Source organism: Trinickia dinghuensis (genome assembly GCF_003367175.1).
Taxonomy (GTDB): Bacteria; Pseudomonadota; Gammaproteobacteria; order Burkholderiales; family Burkholderiaceae; genus Trinickia; species Trinickia dinghuensis.
Window position 1 is genome coordinate 82,538 of the sequence record NZ_QRGA01000015.1, and the last position, 14,165, is coordinate 96,702.

Annotated in this window: 18 protein-coding genes; 10 read left to right on the forward strand and 8 right to left on the reverse strand. The window is 64.0% G+C overall.

What is annotated here, in order from left to right:
* Positions 1-147 precede the first annotated feature (147 nt).
* The 10 genes from DWV00_RS24225 to DWV00_RS24270 all read left to right on the forward strand — a co-directional run bounded on the left by DWV00_RS24225 (position 148) and on the right by DWV00_RS24270 (position 8,454).
* Complete coding sequence (locus DWV00_RS24225) at positions 148-1,431, forward strand: aromatic ring-hydroxylating oxygenase subunit alpha (protein WP_115536292.1); 1,284 nt, start codon at positions 148-150, stop codon at positions 1,429-1,431.
* On the forward strand, positions 1,428-1,931 hold the full coding sequence (locus DWV00_RS24230; RefSeq protein WP_115536159.1) for an aromatic-ring-hydroxylating dioxygenase subunit beta: 504 nt from the start codon (positions 1,428-1,430) through the stop codon (positions 1,929-1,931). The genes DWV00_RS24225 and DWV00_RS24230 overlap by 4 nt, the downstream gene beginning before the upstream one ends.
* Before the next feature lie 73 nt (positions 1,932-2,004).
* Positions 2,005-2,391 (forward strand): tautomerase family protein, encoded by a 387-nt coding sequence (locus DWV00_RS24235; RefSeq protein ID WP_115536160.1) that lies wholly within the window; start codon positions 2,005-2,007, stop codon positions 2,389-2,391.
* Positions 2,392-2,615: 224 nt separating this feature from the next.
* The gene (locus tag DWV00_RS24240; protein ID WP_115536293.1) at positions 2,616-3,815 is read left to right on the forward strand and encodes an acyl-CoA dehydrogenase family protein; all 1,200 of its coding nucleotides are present in this window, start codon (positions 2,616-2,618) and stop codon (positions 3,813-3,815) included.
* Between the two features lie 59 nt (positions 3,816-3,874).
* Positions 3,875-4,252 carry a hypothetical protein gene (locus tag DWV00_RS24245; protein ID WP_115536161.1) on the forward strand — a complete coding sequence of 126 codons (378 nt, stop codon included), beginning with the start codon at positions 3,875-3,877 and terminating at the stop codon, positions 4,250-4,252.
* Positions 4,253-4,276: 24 nt separating this feature from the next.
* Positions 4,277-4,786: a nuclear transport factor 2 family protein gene (locus DWV00_RS24250; RefSeq protein ID WP_115536294.1), complete on the forward strand. Its 510-nt coding sequence runs from the start codon at positions 4,277-4,279 to the stop codon at positions 4,784-4,786.
* A 33-nt stretch (positions 4,787-4,819) separates the two neighbouring features.
* Complete coding sequence (locus DWV00_RS24255; RefSeq protein ID WP_115536162.1) at positions 4,820-5,944, forward strand: amidase; 1,125 nt, start codon at positions 4,820-4,822, stop codon at positions 5,942-5,944.
* Positions 5,945-5,991: 47 nt separating this feature from the next.
* Positions 5,992-6,735: an SDR family NAD(P)-dependent oxidoreductase gene (locus DWV00_RS24260; protein ID WP_115536295.1), complete on the forward strand. Its 744-nt coding sequence runs from the start codon at positions 5,992-5,994 to the stop codon at positions 6,733-6,735.
* Between the two features lie 193 nt (positions 6,736-6,928).
* Positions 6,929-7,465: a 4-hydroxyphenylacetate 3-monooxygenase, reductase component gene (hpaC, locus tag DWV00_RS24265; protein WP_115536163.1), complete on the forward strand. Its 537-nt coding sequence runs from the start codon at positions 6,929-6,931 to the stop codon at positions 7,463-7,465.
* A 47-nt stretch (positions 7,466-7,512) separates the two neighbouring features.
* Complete coding sequence (locus DWV00_RS24270; RefSeq protein ID WP_115536164.1) at positions 7,513-8,454, forward strand: helix-turn-helix domain-containing protein; 942 nt, start codon at positions 7,513-7,515, stop codon at positions 8,452-8,454.
* A gap of 58 nt (positions 8,455-8,512) precedes the next feature.
* On the opposite strand, the gene DWV00_RS24275 is transcribed toward DWV00_RS24270, so the two are convergent.
* From DWV00_RS24275 to DWV00_RS24310, 8 genes are all read right to left on the reverse strand, one after another.
* On the reverse strand, positions 8,513-9,718 hold the full coding sequence (locus tag DWV00_RS24275; RefSeq protein WP_115536165.1) for an MFS transporter: 1,206 nt from the start codon (positions 9,716-9,718) through the stop codon (positions 8,513-8,515).
* 25 nt (positions 9,719-9,743) lie between these two features.
* Complete coding sequence (locus DWV00_RS24280) at positions 9,744-10,214, reverse strand: c-type cytochrome (RefSeq protein ID WP_115536166.1); 471 nt, start codon at positions 10,212-10,214, stop codon at positions 9,744-9,746.
* Positions 10,211-10,720, reverse strand: coding sequence for a c-type cytochrome (locus DWV00_RS24285; RefSeq protein ID WP_115536167.1), 510 nt, complete (start codon positions 10,718-10,720; stop codon positions 10,211-10,213). The genes DWV00_RS24280 and DWV00_RS24285 overlap by 4 nt, the downstream gene beginning before the upstream one ends.
* Positions 10,717-11,250: a methylamine dehydrogenase light chain gene (locus tag DWV00_RS24290; protein WP_115536168.1), complete on the reverse strand. Its 534-nt coding sequence runs from the start codon at positions 11,248-11,250 to the stop codon at positions 10,717-10,719. The genes DWV00_RS24285 and DWV00_RS24290 overlap by 4 nt, the downstream gene beginning before the upstream one ends.
* 37 nt (positions 11,251-11,287) lie before the next feature.
* Positions 11,288-11,887, reverse strand: a complete 600-nt coding sequence (gene mauD / locus DWV00_RS24295; RefSeq protein WP_115536169.1) for a methylamine dehydrogenase accessory protein MauD — start codon at positions 11,885-11,887, stop codon at positions 11,288-11,290.
* Positions 11,887-12,441, reverse strand: coding sequence for a MauE/DoxX family redox-associated membrane protein (locus DWV00_RS24300; protein WP_115536296.1), 555 nt, complete (start codon positions 12,439-12,441; stop codon positions 11,887-11,889). Before DWV00_RS24300 ends, mauD begins: the two co-directional genes overlap by 1 nt.
* Before the next feature lie 29 nt (positions 12,442-12,470).
* Entirely contained in the window at positions 12,471-13,619 is a 1,149-nt protein-coding gene (locus DWV00_RS24305; protein WP_115536297.1) for an amine dehydrogenase large subunit, read from the reverse strand.
* 152 nt (positions 13,620-13,771) lie between these two features.
* Complete coding sequence (locus tag DWV00_RS24310) at positions 13,772-14,134, reverse strand: cupin domain-containing protein (RefSeq protein WP_245965012.1); 363 nt, start codon at positions 14,132-14,134, stop codon at positions 13,772-13,774.
* Between the last annotated feature and the right edge of the window lie 31 nt (positions 14,135-14,165).

Sequence of the window (14,165 nt, forward strand, 5' to 3'; positions counted from 1 at the left end):
CTCACTTATTTAACGACCAATTTTAGATTAATTTGACGGATATACCTAGGGACGTGAGACTTGTCGTGCCGGTGTGACGCCGCATGCAGCCCAACCAAGACCTCGCGATGCCTCGCGATGCCTCGCGATTCTTTCCCCACGACGACGATGAGCGATACCTCCTACCAAACCATCGATACGAGCGCGTTGAGCGGTCTGGCGCAAGCCGATCGCATCGCCCCCGCGATGTATCACGATCCCGCGCTGTTCGAAGCCGAGCTCGACCGGATCTTCTACCGCACCTGGATCTGGGTCGCGCACGAAAGCGAGCTGCCGAACCCGGGCGATTTCGTGACGGCGACGATCGGCCGCCAGCCGGTGATCGTCGTGCGCGACAAAACCGGCGCGATCAATGTGCTGCAGAATCGCTGCCGCCACCGCGGCGCAACGGTCTGCGAGGAGCACAAAGGCAACGCCAAAGGCTTCACCTGCCCCTACCACAGCTGGTCGTACGCACTCGACGGCACGCTGCGCGCGCTGCCCTACGGCGACGGTTACGAAGGCGTCTGCGACAAGGCCGACCTGCCGCTCGTGAAGCTGCGCGCCGGCGTCTATCAAGGCCTCATCTTCGCGAGCTTCAACCAGGAAATCGAACCGCTCGAAGATTTCCTCGGCGGCGCGAAGCCGTGGATCGATCTGTTCATGAAGCAGGGCGCCGGCTATCCGATCAAAGCGAACGGCGAGCACAAGTTCAAGTTCAAGGGCAACTGGAAGATCCAGCTCGAGAACACGACCGACCTCTATCACTTTCCGGTCGTGCACAAGTCCTGGATGAAATCGATCGACGACGAAACCGCCGCCGTCATTACGAGCTTCATGACCAGCGACGCCGCCTTCTGCCGTTCGCTCGGCAACGGTCATAGCCTCGCGGTGCTCGTGCCGGAACTCGTCGATCTCGACCAGGATGACGGCGCGCCGCTGCCCGATCGCTTTCAACCGCTCGCCGCGACGCTCGCCGAACGCCACTCGCCGGAAGAAGTGCGCCGCATCGTACGTTCCTTGATGGGCGTCGGCTTCAACCTGAATCTGTTCCCGAACCTCGCGCTGTCAATGGCGTTCTTCCGCGTCCTGCGGCCCATCTCCGCGCACGAGACCGAGATCCGCCACGTTGCGCTCGGGATGGACGGCGGCCCCGACGAAGCGAACCGCGTGCGGCTGCGCATTCACGAGCACTTCCAAGGCCCGTTCGGCTTCGGCAGCCCCGACGACGCCGAAGCATGGGAACGCGTGCAGCGTGGCGCGTACGCCGGACCGGACGTGCCGATTCTGGTCAATCGCGGATTGAACCGCGAAGCGACCGCCCCCAACGGCGAAAAGACCGCGCACGCGACCGACGAAACCGGCATGCGCGAAGCGTATCAACAGTGGCGCAAGATGATGGAGCAGGCATGATGGACGATCGCAACGCACTCTACTCGCAAGAAACCTTCGCACGCGCGGTCGAATTCGTCTGGCGCGAGGCGGAAATGCTCGACCGCCGCGACTATCGCGCGTGGCTCGACCTATGGGACCCCACGGGCGTCTATGTGGTGCCGATCGATCCGACGGCAACCGACTTTTCCGCGACGCTCAATTACGTGTACGACGACCGGGACATGCGCGAGAAACGCGTGCAGCGGATGCTGTCCGGCTATTCCGCATCGGCGTCCGATGCGGCTCGAACGGTGCGTACCATGTCGCGCTTCACACGCGAGAGCGGCTCGACGGAGACGCTCGAATTGAAATCGGCGCAGGTAGTGGCCGCGTACAAGCGCGGCGCCACCACGTTGTTCGCCGCCGACGTGACGCACCAGCTGCGCATCGACACCGAAGGCGACATTCGCATCGCCGCCAAGGTCGTCCGCTTGATCGATTCGACCGAAGCGCTGAGCGCAATCGGCTTCCTGCTCTGAGCGCCGATGGGTCCGCACTCGCGCAAGCGGCGGCGGACCCGTGCCGAGCCGCTCGCTACTGCCTGCGAACCCCATGCCCACACTCGAAGTTTTTCTGCCGGCGGGACACGTCGAAGCCAGCAAGGCTGAATTGATCCGCCGGTTGACGCTCGCGACGGTCGAATCGATCGGCGCGCCTGCCGAATCCGTGCGAATTCTATTGTCCGAACTGCCGCCGGCGCATATCGGCCTCGGCGGCCGCAGCGCGGCCGACGGCGCGCCGCCGTCGTTGCCGGTGATCGTCGCCATCCTCATCGCCGGCCGCACCGAAGATCAAAAGCGCGCGCTGATCGCTGCGTTGTCGGAAGCGAGCGCACAGGTCCTCGAGGCGCCATTGCAAGCGACGCGCGTCGTGATCAAGGACATTCCCAATACCGATTTCGGTCTCGGCGGAAAGACCGCGAAAGCGCTGGGACGTTGATGTTGCGTGCTGCGTGCTGCGTGAGCAGCCGTTTTTGGCCGGCCTAAGGATTTCTTTAGCGAGGCCGGGGATGTCACCCGTGCGACAGTCCATCGCACCAATTGATGCACATGTCCATCGTTTCTACACTGGCTCGAAATGATTGACCCCATGTGCCGCACCACCCAGCGCGCGTGTTGAACGAGACGTGCGCACGACACTTCCAAGCCGATCAGGAGCTTGCCATGCCGAATACCGCTTATGCCCTTCACCCGTCCCAATCGTCGCAGGGCGCCGCAGGCTCCGCAGACTCGTATGAACCGGAAATGCCGCTGGACGACCTCATCGAGATCGTGACTGCACGGCGGGATGAATTCGATCGACTGTCCCACGTTCCGCGCGACGTCGTCGATCTGTTCAAGAAAGCCGGCATCTATCGCGCCGGCACGCCGCGCCGATTCGGCGGCAATGCGCTCGCCCCCACCGAGTTCCTTGCGATGATCGAGCGCCTCGCCACGGCCGACGGTTCGGCCGCCTGGGTCGCGAGTTTCGGCTCCGCCAATGTCTATCTCGCCGCGCTCCCGCTCGAGACGCAAGCCATGCTGTACGAAAGCGGACCTGACCAGGTCTTCGCGGGCGGCCTGTTTCCCGTGCAGCCGGCGCAACCCGCACCAGGCGGCTGGCGCGTGAACGGCACCTGGAAGTTCGCCAGCGGCTGCAAGGGTGCCGATTGGCTCGGCGTAGGGATCACGACTCCCGGCGCTCAAGACGAGGCACCGAACAAACCGCGCACCGCGGTGTTCCGCCCCGAGCAAGTCGAGATCGTCGAGAACTGGAACGTGGTCGGGATGCAGGGCACGGGCAGCCACGACTTGCGCGTCGCGGATCAGTTCGTCCCGGAAGCGTGGACCTTCGTGCGCGGCGGACAGCCGACCGTCGACGAACCGCTGTACCGCTACCCCACCGTCGCCTACGCCGCGCAAGTACTCGCCGTCGTCAACCTGGGTCTAGCCCGCGCCGCGCTCGACGTCGTCAATCGCATGTCCGGCGGACGCCAAACCACCACCGGCGCCCCGCGCCTTGCCGATCGCGCCTACTTCCGCATCGAACTGGCGAAGGCCGAGGCACAGCTGCGCTCCGCTCGCGCGTTCTTCTACGACGCAACCGATAGCATGTGGCGCACGATTCTCGCGGGCGACGCCGTCACATCCGAGCACGTGAGCCTGCTGCGTCTGGCCGCGACCCAAATCGCGCGCGAGGGCGCGAGCGTCGTCGAACGCGCCTATCGTCTCGGCGGCACGCCGGCCATCTATCGCACGCATCCGCTGCAGCGCTTGCTGCGCGACGCGATGGTCGTGACGCAGCACGCGTTTCTCGGCGAAGGCAACTTCGACGGCGCCGGCTCGGTGTTCACGGGCCTCGCACCCTTCCCCGGCTATCTGTGAGCGGTGATCCGCGAACTTTGAACACATTCATTACCGACAATCCAAAGGAGCCCCCTACCATGTCCGATTCCCAATCGCTGCCGCTGCGCGTGCTGTTCTGCTGCGGCGTGACGCAAAACTTCTTCGATCTGCCGCGCGAGAAAATCGGCGAAGTCTGGCAGGCGTATGCCGCGATGCTCGCGGCCGTCGAAGCCATGCCCGGGGTGCGCGTGCTCGGCGTGATGGACGACGATCGCCTGGTCGTGGGTCAGTCCAGCAGCGCCCCCTGGACCTTCTACATCATGGCCGATGTCGCCGATTACGACACCACCGTCGCGGTCTGCAATCTGTACCGTACGACGCCCGTCGGCGAATACAACCTGTGGCGATACGGCAAGATCGAGGCCCGGGTCGGCCGCGCCCTGACCGTGCCGCCCATCGCGCGGCCCGCGCAGTAAGGCGCCGCCGTGAAGCCGCCGGCAATGCAATCTCCGATCTCGATCGACGCGCTCGCCTCGCGCCTCGCGGCCCTCGAAGCGGAACGCGCGGTTCGCGCGACGATGGCCCGCTACATGGCGCTGTGCGACGTCCCCGAGGATGCGGGCGTTGGCGCACCGCTCGCGGGCCTGTTCACCGACGATGCCGTGTGGGAAGGCATCGGCCCGCAATACGCGCAGAAATTCGGCCGGCTAGTCGGGCCCGGCGCGATCGTCGAGATGCTTCAGCGCTACCTGCCGCCGTCGCCGCATTTTGCGGTCAACGCGCATTTCCTGACGTCGGAATCGATCGTCGCGGACGAGAAGACGGCATGCGGCCGCTGGATCATGTTGCAGGCCTCGCGCTATGCCGACGGCAGTGCGGAGCTGATCGCCGCGCGACTGACCGTCGATTTCTCGCCGAGCCCCAACGGCACTGGCTGGCTGATCCGTCATTTCCGTACCGAGCGGCTCCTGAACGGCCCGTGGCCGCTCGCCGCCGCCCCTCAACCCTGAGTCAACCGCGCCGCGTTCACGCGGCATCGCACCATGACCGGATTCATCGACACTTTCACGCTGGGCGGTCCCGGTCCGACGATCGCCATCAAGGATACGATCGACATCGCCGGCTATCCGACCCGCGCGGCGAGCCGAGCGCTTGCCGATGCACCGCCCGCCACCCGCCATGCCGACGTCGTCCGGCAACTGCTCGATGCCGGCTGGCAGATCGCGGGCAAGGCGAACATGCACGAACTCGCATTCGGCATGACCGGCATCAACGATTACACGGGCACGCCGATCAATCCACAGGATGCGGCGCGCATTCCAGGCGGCTCCTCGAGCGGCTCGGCGTCGCTGGTCGGGCTGGGTCAGGTGGATGCAGCGCTCGGCACGGACACGGGCGGCTCGATTCGCGGTCCCGCCGCATGCTGCGGTGTGCTTGGCTTGAAACCGACCTTCGACCGCGTCTCGCGGAGCGGTGTCGCGCCGGCCGACACGACGCTCGATTGCGTCGGCCCATTCACACGCGACATGGGCACGATGGCCGCGGTGATGGCGGCCATTGCGCCCGGATTCGATCGGGTGCGAGCGCTGCGGCCGTTGCGGGAATGCACGGTCGCGCGCGTCGCCGTCAACGCCGATCCGTCGATCCTCGCTGCACTCGATGCCGCAACCGCACGCGCCGAATGCCGATCGCACGGCGTCGTCCTCGACACACTCGGTGCCGCATTCGATGCCGGCATATCGATCATCAACGCGGAAACGTTCGCCGCATTCGGCCATCTCGTCGAAACCGGCAAGCTTGGCGCCGATCTCGACGCGAGGCTGCGCGCAGCGGCGGCGACAACGCCCGCGGCACTTGCACATGCCGAATCCGTGCGCCGCTGCTTCACCGAGCAGATCGACCGCGCGCTGGCCGATGCCGACGTCCTCGTGCTGCCGACATTGCCCGCGTTGCCGATCACATTGGAAGAAGCTCGCAGCGGCGTATCGGTGATTGCCATGTCGTCGTTGATCCGGCCGTTCAACCTAAGCGGCCATCCCGCGCTGAGCATGCCGATGCCGCTGGCCGGCTCGCCGCTCAAGGCCGGCTTGCAGATCGTCGGCCGCAAAGGAGCCGACGAACACGTCTGCGCGATCGCCGCGCATTTCGAGGCGGCATTCGCCGCTTGACGCAACTCCGTGCGCAACAACGCACACTCACCGACGGAACCACGATCATGTCCGATCGAGTCGTACTTATCACCGGCGCCGCGCGCGGGCTCGGCGCCGTCGTCGCCGAAAAATTCTTTGCCGCCGGCTATCGCGTCGCGCTCGCCGACATCGCTGAGGAAGCCGTGCGCGCTCACGCACATGACCTCGATCCGACCGGTGCCCGCGCGACCGGCCTAAAACTCGACGTCACATCCAAAGTCGATTTTGCCGCCGCGCGAGACGCACTTGTCACTCAATGGGGAAAAGTCGATGCGCTCGTCAACAACGCCGGCGCATCGAAGGTCGTACCGGTCATGGAAATCACGGCCGAACAGTTCGACCAAGTGATCGACGTCAACCTACGCAGCGTCCTATTCGGCTGTCAGGTGTTCGGGCAGTATTTCGCGGCGCGCGGCGCGGGCCGCATCGTCAACGTCGCCTCGCTCGCGGGACAGAACGGCGGCTCCGCCACAGGTGCGCACTATGCCGCCGCCAAGGGGGGCACCCTGACACTGACCAAAGTGTTCGCGCGGGACCTCGCCGCGTCCGGCGTCACCGTCAACGCGATTTCCCCCGGCCCGCTCGACTTGCCGATCGTCTACGAGAGCGTCGCGCCCGAGAAGCTGAAGCAGGTCCTCGCCAGCCTGCCCGGCGGCCGGCTCGGCTCGGCGCAATTCGTCGCGGACGCCGCGGTGCTGCTCGCCTCCGGCGACGCTCACTTCGCAAATGGCGCGTGCTGGGACATCAACGGCGGCCTCTACATGCGCTGAGCCCTTGCGGGGCAGCCGCTCGCATAGGTGAAACCTTTATCGGCATTGGCGGCAACGCCACAACACGCATCAATCATGCGGATGTTTTTAAAACACCGCGTGACGTACGCTGGAGTCATCGGAGTACAGGACCCCTCGTGACGGGTCCTGCCACGCTCCTGCCATAAAGCCTCACAGCACCTCAGGAACGCACATGTCAGATACAGCCCACTCGCCTGTCGCCGTCTTGTCCGACACGCAAAAGGATTTCCGGCAAGCCATGGCGCATCTCGGCGCCGCCGTCAACGTGATCACGACGGCGGGCCCGAGCGGCCGCTGCGGCATCACCGCCAGCGCCGTCTGCTCTGTGACCGATGCGCCGCCGACATTGCTCGTCTGCATCAACCGGTCGAGCGCGATGCATGCGGTGTTCGAAAACAACCGGCATGTCTGCATCAACGTGCTGCCCGCGGAACACGAATTGTTGGCCCGGCATTTCTCGGGGCAAACCGAACTTTCCATGGAGCGCCGCTTCGCGCTGCCGGGATGGGCCGACGGCGCGCACGGTGTGCCGGTACTTCGCGATGCGCTCGTGAGCCTGCAAGGCACGATCGTCGAACTGAAGGATGTCGGCTCGCATTCGGTGATGTTCGTCGAAGCGTCGGCGATCAAGGTTCGCCATGACGGCGACAGCCTGATATATTTCAGCCGTGCGTTTCATCGCGTGTCGCGTGTTACGCAAACCCCTTAACTATCAGACGATATTGTCTTTTCGGCCCATCGACACTGCACCGTCTTATGCTGCGACTCGACGATCGGATTTTCAGTGACGCCGGCGAACACGCGGCGCTACTCGCGGGCTGGGATCAGCAATACTTCCAGCTCGATTCCGGTTGCTTTCGCAGCACGTTGCAGCAGATCAATACCGACGACATCCATCTGTTCCATGAGTCGGTGAACCGCCGGATCGTGCAACGCGGCAGCACGCCGAGGGACACGGTCGCGTTCGGCATCGTGCTCGATGCACAGGAGCCCGTCACCTTTTCCGGTCAGTCGGTGCAGAAAGATTCGGTCATCTTCGGCCGGTCGAATTGCGATTTTTTCATGCACTTTCCGAGCGGGGCCGAACTGCTCGGCATCGCGATCAGCCAGTCGCAGCTCGACGGCAATCCTCGGCTGGCAGAGCGCGTACGCACGCTGACAACGACACATGCGGCGACCTTGCCGGTCGCATCCGACACGCGCCAACACATCCTCGGCTTCTGGCACAGGTTCGTCGACGAGGCGCGTGCCTGGATCGAACTCGCCGACCCGGCCCTCGCGGAGCGATGTGTCTCGACGCAGCTCGTCGAGCTGCTGGACTTGATGCTCGACGGCGCACGTGACGATCGGGACGCCGATATAACGTGGATGTCGCACAGCGACATCGTGGCGCGCGTGCACCGGATGCTCGTCGAGCATCCGCAGGAACCGGTGACGGTCCAACAGATCTCGGAAGCGCTGCGCATCAGCCGCCGTACGGTGCAAAACAGCTTCCGCCTCGTGACGAACAAATCTCCGATCGAGTATATGCGCGCGGTGCGCCTCAATTTCGTCCGGCAGATGCTCCGCACGTCGCATCCCTCGGAGCTGACCGTGCGCGATGCCGCTCAGCATTGGGGCTTCTTTCATTCAGGCCACTTCACGCAGGACTACCGGAAACTGTTCGACGCCGCGCCTTCGGACAACCGACCTCACTGAGCCGACCGGGCCCGACTAAGCCCGCCGCAGGCAGCGCGTGGAACATCGGATAAAGCGCCTAAACCCGTCCTGCATCGCTGTGCAGCAGCGCCGCGTGTTTCCGAACCGCCAAGTGAATGGCCCACCAACTCACCACGAACAGAGCGACGCCGATTCCGATCACGCGCGTGTAGTCCCCGTTCGTCACGATGTACGCTGCCAGCGCGGGGCCTAGCGCGAGGCCGACCATCTGCATCGCGGTGGCGGCCAGCACCATCTGCCCTCGCCGGTCGAATGCGGCCATCGAAGATAAAAGCGCGGGTTGCGCGACATTCCAGAAGAAATTGTAGCCACAGACGGCCACGACGAACGGGACGTACGCCGCATGCCCGATCAGCAAGAGCGAACACAACGCGCCGCCGAGGATGCTGACGGTAAGCGTGAATCGACGCCCGACCCGCCCGCCGAACAGGCCGACCAGCCAAGCGCCCAGCACGCCGGCGAGCTGGGACAGCGTCAAGCCGTCGGCGACCCTCTGCTCCGAAAAGCCGTTCGCGGTTCCGACGAGAAACAGATAGGTCCAAATACCGCCGAGCGCGACGAAGTACATCAGCGTCGCTGCGAGGGCGCACGCCTTCATGCGCGGCGGAAGCTCGTACCCGTTCGACTGCTCGGCCTCCACGCTGTCTCCGCCGCGCGGCAGCAATCCGACGAAAGGCAACACGGTCAAGGGAAAGGCCGCGAAGAACCAGAGCATAGGCTTCAAGCCGCCGAACTCGAATACGGACGGCACGAGCCACAGCCCGAGCGCGCCATAGATCATCACCCACATGACGAGGTAGCCGAAGTTGCGATCGGGATCGCGAGTCAGGCCCACCGTCGCAAAACTAATCGAAATCAGGCCGCCCGCGCCGAAGCCGACCAACAGCCGGGCCGCCAGGAATACGTCCCTGTCGGTCACCAACGCGGATGCGGCATTGCCGAGCATCATCATCACCGCGGAAACCGCGACGACCATCCGCCAGTCGATTCGCTTCGAAACGAACGGCAGCAGGATCGTGCTGAGCGCAATGCCCCACACTTCGATCGATGCGGCATAGCCCGCGCTCTCGAGTCCGAAACCGAGATACTTGACGTATCCGTCGACGACCGCCGGCTGAACGATGAAAACTTCGGGCCCGACGATACCGACTAGGATGGCCACCCACAGCCGATAGCGCTCATGGGCCGCCACCGCGACTTCCGGCTTGCCGAAATCGATCAACTCAGGATGCGACATGGTCATGGCGCTCGACAGTCTCGGTAGGCGATCAGTATCCGTCAGCGACCGCGTTGTCGCCAGCCTTGCGCAAGCGCTCGACGAGCGCGGCTCGATGTTCGGCTACGTGCGTCAATGCCGGCCGCCGCTTGGCGGCAATTTCCTCCGCGGTATACGGCTTGAAATTCGCCGGTTTCGTCTGAGTATTGCGCGTGTCGATCAACCAATTCAACACGTTCGCGAGGTCCGCATCGCTCAGGGCGGAATTCGATGCGCCCGGTACGCGCATCACGAATTCACGACCTTGCGGGAGCCGCACGAAGTGGCCGAGTTCGCCGGTCAGCGGCGGCACCTTGCCGGGAATGCCGTGCGCGTCCGCGGTATGGCACCCCATGCAATTGAGGACCCAAGCCTGCTTTGCGGAGGCCGCGTCATATCCGCGATCGGGCTCGGCGGCGTACAACGCGGAGGATGCGCCGCACGCTAGCAGCAATGCGACGCGCCACGCGAGCGAGCGTTTCATGATCCGATGCTTTTCAGCGCAACGTCGCGGTGCTCCCGCACCTTCGCGCCGTCCATCGGCGATGCACGCATCGCCTTGACGTCCGCCGCGGTGAACGGTTTCGCACCGTCGTGCTTCGCGTTCAAGTCGAACACCACGTAGTTCAGAACGTCGGCCAGATCCTCGTCCGACATCGCCTTGAAGCTAGGCATCTTGAAGTTGTACGTTTTGCTGTCGACCGTGATGGCACCGAACATGCCGTTCAGCACTGTCATCGTCAACTGCTGACGGCCTTCGTCATGGGCGGCATAGCGGCCGGGCAACTCGATCAGCGGCGGCGCCAGTCCGTCCTGCCCCTTGCCCCCGGCCTGGTGGCACACCACGCACTTGCTGTCGAAAATGACCTTGCCTGGCGCGTACTGGACGTTCTGCGCATGCGCCTGCCCGCCGATCAGCGCCGCACCTGCCCAGCACCAGGCAACGACATGCCGCGTCAGGCCGCGATCACTTCGGGTGGAATGCTTCATTTCTGTGCGACTCCCAGCAAAACCGATACGGAGCAGTGATAGTTGGCGTTGCCGCTTGCCATGCACCAGTTGATGTCGTTGTCCAACGAGAGCTTGTACAGCGGCTTCTCGTGCTCGTTTCGATTGCAGAAGCACCGGCCGCACGACGTCTTGCCGCAGCAGTCGTTGTACGACACGATGTAGTCGGTGCCGTCGTGCGGATTGCGGCAGGTGCCGATCCACGTGATGGGCGAAGGCGACGTGCCCGGCGGGCAGCTGCTCGATGTGCCGCCGCAGCAGCTGCACAGCCATCCGTCGATGGCGCAGTAGCGCCAGTAGTCGCAGCTATAGGGATCGTCGGATACCGCCGACGCCGGCGAAGGCGCGCTCGCAGCCCCCTTCCCGGCCGCATAGGTGCGATCCACCGGCAGCAGCGGCACCAGCGCGGAACCTACCAGCACGCGGCCGAGCGTGGCCATCGCGCTGCGCCGCGAGCTGCGCTGCGCCACCCCGCGTGCCGACCGCTCGAAGAAAGAATCGAACCATTTCATGCTTGTCTTCCTGTCGTTCCGTGTTGTGATGACGCGTTCACGCGTGCTTCTCCGAATGCACGAACTCCTGCAGCGAAGCCACGCCGCGATCCTTCGCCTCGAACAGGCTTTCGAGGTGTTCGCGCGAATTCACGAGGCCCTTTGCCCGCACCGTGCCGGCTTCGTCGAATAGGATCGCGTACGGCAGCTTGCCGATCTGGTAAGCCTGTCCCAGCTCTTGTGAGAGGACGTACGGGAACTGCGAGAGCCCGAGCTTCTTGTAGAACGCCGCATGCTCGGTCGTGTCGCCGTCGCTGGCCAGCACGATGTCCGTCGCCGCTTCGCGCGCTTGAATCGACGGCAGCAGCGGCAGCAATTTCTTGCACACCGGGCAGGTCGTCGACAAGAAAAAGACGAGCGTTCCCCGGCCCGACGGCGAGATGCCGCCGACCTTGACCCGCCTGCCGTCCAGTGCGTTCAGTTCGAACGCGGGCCCGATCGTCCCAACCGCGGGGCCCTTGTCGATCATCAGCGCGCCGACCGGCATCATGCGTTCATACAAAATCCCGACTTGGCGAGCGAGCGCAAGCGAGATGGCGCCGAGTGCGAGAACCGCCACCCACAGCACGACATTGGAAATGATCAATGCGTGTTCCATTACGAATTCCTCAAGTGATTCAGCTTCGGACGATTAGCGAGTAGGACGTCCAGGGCGACCAGAGCCGAGACGACCATCAGCGTGCCGCCGAACACGCTCAGAAAATCGAACCAGACGATGGCGCGCGAGCTCTGCCTCGCGCATGCACAGGCAACCAGCGCAACCAGCAGGAGGGCGCGACCGACGTGTGCCCAGCCGATCCGGTGCGGCGCGTCGTGGCTCGATGCGACGAAGCCCGAGCACCCGCAGTCGAAATCGGTGTGGCCACGTGCGACGTTCACCGCCAGCGCAAATGCGAACAGCGCGAACAGCGTCCCCAATGCGACGGCTCCGATCGCACGTGTTTGCGGCGCGAGCAGTGCGGCCACGGCGAGCGTCTCGCAAACGGGCACCGCCACCGCGAAGGGCAGCACGAGTGCGTGCGGCACCAGCCGAAAACTCGCAACCGCCCGCTGGAATGCATCGAGTTGACGGAACTTGGCGATGGCGCCCATTAGGGCAACGATCGCGGCAGCGGCAAGCGCGACGTTCGCGAAAACCGGGTCGATCGTGATCGTGGATATCGAATCCATGGCGTGCCCCCTCAAGGATTGAGCAGCAGGGATGCGGTATGGCCGACCTGCTTGACCACGTGCTCGACCTTGCCGGTAAGCGCATCGGCAATCACCACGTCGGAGGCGATCGTGATCCCGTAGAAGAGAGGATGCGCATCCTGGCTAACTTGGATCGACAGGAGCGGATCGATTTTCTGATCGGCCAGTTTCCAGCGCGCGACGCGCTTGTGAGTCTTCATGTCGAAGACCCAGATCTCGCTGGCGGGATCTTTATGTGAACCCTCGGTCCCCTGATGCATTGCCACGTACAGGCGCTGGGTGGCACCGTTCAACGCCGTCTGCTGCAGTCCGCCCGGGCGCCAGCCGGCCTTGCGTTCCGGTGCGGAAACAAGCGGCCACGATGCGCCGAATACCGGAGCCGAGCCTGCGAAATTCGCGCGGCGCACGTTACCGTTGAAGGTCGTAAACCAGTAGTCGCCGCCGCTGTGGACCGCGTTGACGAACGCGGGATCGTTGTCTACGTCGATGAAAACGTCCGACAACTTTCGGCTCTTTTCCTTGCCGTTGCCATCGAGCACGACCGTCAGCGCCTTGCCGCTTTCGCACAGCGACGTGAAGCGGTCGTTTCCGGTCGGATAGGCCAGCACGCAGCCGTCGGTGTCGATCTCTCCGGCTACCTTGTGCGTAGCCGTGTCGACAACGGTGACCGACGTCGCGGGCGTGATGTTGGACACGTACAGCCACTTGCCGTCGGCCGACAGCGACGTGTTGTACGGCGACGGCACGGTTTGCGCGTGTTTGGCGGGAATCACCACCTCGCCCGCGATGTCGAGCGTCGCGTTGTCGGTCGACTCGACGACGTCGGTACGCGTGCCGTGCGAACCGCGCGAGAAATAGGTGGTCGCGACGTAGGTCGTCTTATGATCTGGGCTGATCGCGAAACCCGCCGCGAAGCCGGCGTCGATCTGGCCGAGATACTTGCCGTCGTCGCCGCTGAGCACGTGAATTCTTCCATCGGTCATCGATGGGAAGTTCACGTCCAGCACGTCGATCTGGTGCGGGTTGTACGGCGGCACCTTGGCAACCGTCAAATCCTCTGCCTGTTCGACCGCGCCGGCGTGCGCCGCAATCGTTGCACCACAGGCCATTGCCAGGGCCCATCTCCACTTTCGTTGCATGTCTTCTCCACTTGCCATCTGCATGTCTCTATGAGCATCAAGATAGCGACGGCAGCCTGCGAAGACGACTCCGAAATCGGCAAACGATTGGGTTTTTTCTTGCGTTTACATTACGGCGACATCTTACCGGCCCCGTCGCGCGGTGAACTCGCTCAAGCGACAGCGAAATAGTGCTTCGTATAGCTGTCGGTCAGCACTTCCCAGACCGTTTGCGTGCCTTTCGTCACGAACCAAGAGTCCCCGCTCTTGTAGAGCGTGCTTGCGCCCGTCGATTCGTCGACGATCCTCACTTCGCCCTGCAGCAGCGTCGCCTGTTCGCTGAACGGATAGACCAGCCGATACTTGCCCTTCGACGTTCCGAAATAGCCGGAACTGACGGCATCGGTCGGCGCGCCATGGGTCATCTTTCCAAATGCCTGCACGTCGCCGCCCTCGAAAATCTGCGCGCCGAGCTTTTCGAAGCTGCCCCACGAGTCGAGGTCGGCGATGCGGGTGTTTCTATCAATGGGTGTCATGCTCACAATGGCGTCCTCATATCGGAAAACG

Excerpts from the sequence above, each read along its gene's own strand:
- DWV00_RS24285 (WP_115536167.1), bottom strand. The coding sequence starts at position 10,720 with ATGAAGCATTCCACCCGAAGTGATCGCGGCCTGACGCGGCATGTCGTT.
- DWV00_RS24275 (WP_115536165.1), bottom strand. The coding sequence starts at position 9,718 with ATGACCATGTCGCATCCTGAGTTGATCGATTTCGGCAAGCCGGAAGTC.
- DWV00_RS24245 (WP_115536161.1), top strand. The coding sequence starts at position 3,875 with ATGTCCGATTCCCAATCGCTGCCGCTGCGCGTGCTGTTCTGCTGCGGC.
- DWV00_RS24260 (WP_115536295.1), top strand. The coding sequence starts at position 5,992 with ATGTCCGATCGAGTCGTACTTATCACCGGCGCCGCGCGCGGGCTCGGC.
- hpaC (WP_115536163.1), top strand. The coding sequence starts at position 6,929 with ATGTCAGATACAGCCCACTCGCCTGTCGCCGTCTTGTCCGACACGCAA.
- DWV00_RS24305 (WP_115536297.1), bottom strand. The coding sequence starts at position 13,619 with ATGCAACGAAAGTGGAGATGGGCCCTGGCAATGGCCTGTGGTGCAACG.
- DWV00_RS24270 (WP_115536164.1), top strand. The coding sequence starts at position 7,513 with ATGCTGCGACTCGACGATCGGATTTTCAGTGACGCCGGCGAACACGCG.
- DWV00_RS24255 (WP_115536162.1), top strand. The coding sequence starts at position 4,820 with ATGACCGGATTCATCGACACTTTCACGCTGGGCGGTCCCGGTCCGACG.
- DWV00_RS24235 (WP_115536160.1), top strand. The coding sequence starts at position 2,005 with ATGCCCACACTCGAAGTTTTTCTGCCGGCGGGACACGTCGAAGCCAGC.
- DWV00_RS24240 (WP_115536293.1), top strand. The coding sequence starts at position 2,616 with ATGCCGAATACCGCTTATGCCCTTCACCCGTCCCAATCGTCGCAGGGC.
- DWV00_RS24250 (WP_115536294.1), top strand. The coding sequence starts at position 4,277 with ATGCAATCTCCGATCTCGATCGACGCGCTCGCCTCGCGCCTCGCGGCC.
- DWV00_RS24225 (WP_115536292.1), top strand. The coding sequence starts at position 148 with ATGAGCGATACCTCCTACCAAACCATCGATACGAGCGCGTTGAGCGGT.
- mauD (WP_115536169.1), bottom strand. The coding sequence starts at position 11,887 with ATGGAACACGCATTGATCATTTCCAATGTCGTGCTGTGGGTGGCGGTT.
- DWV00_RS24230 (WP_115536159.1), top strand. The coding sequence starts at position 1,428 with ATGATGGACGATCGCAACGCACTCTACTCGCAAGAAACCTTCGCACGC.
- DWV00_RS24290 (WP_115536168.1), bottom strand. The coding sequence starts at position 11,250 with ATGAAATGGTTCGATTCTTTCTTCGAGCGGTCGGCACGCGGGGTGGCG.
- DWV00_RS24280 (WP_115536166.1), bottom strand. The coding sequence starts at position 10,214 with ATGAAACGCTCGCTCGCGTGGCGCGTCGCATTGCTGCTAGCGTGCGGC.
- DWV00_RS24310 (WP_245965012.1), bottom strand. The coding sequence starts at position 14,134 with ATGACACCCATTGATAGAAACACCCGCATCGCCGACCTCGACTCGTGG.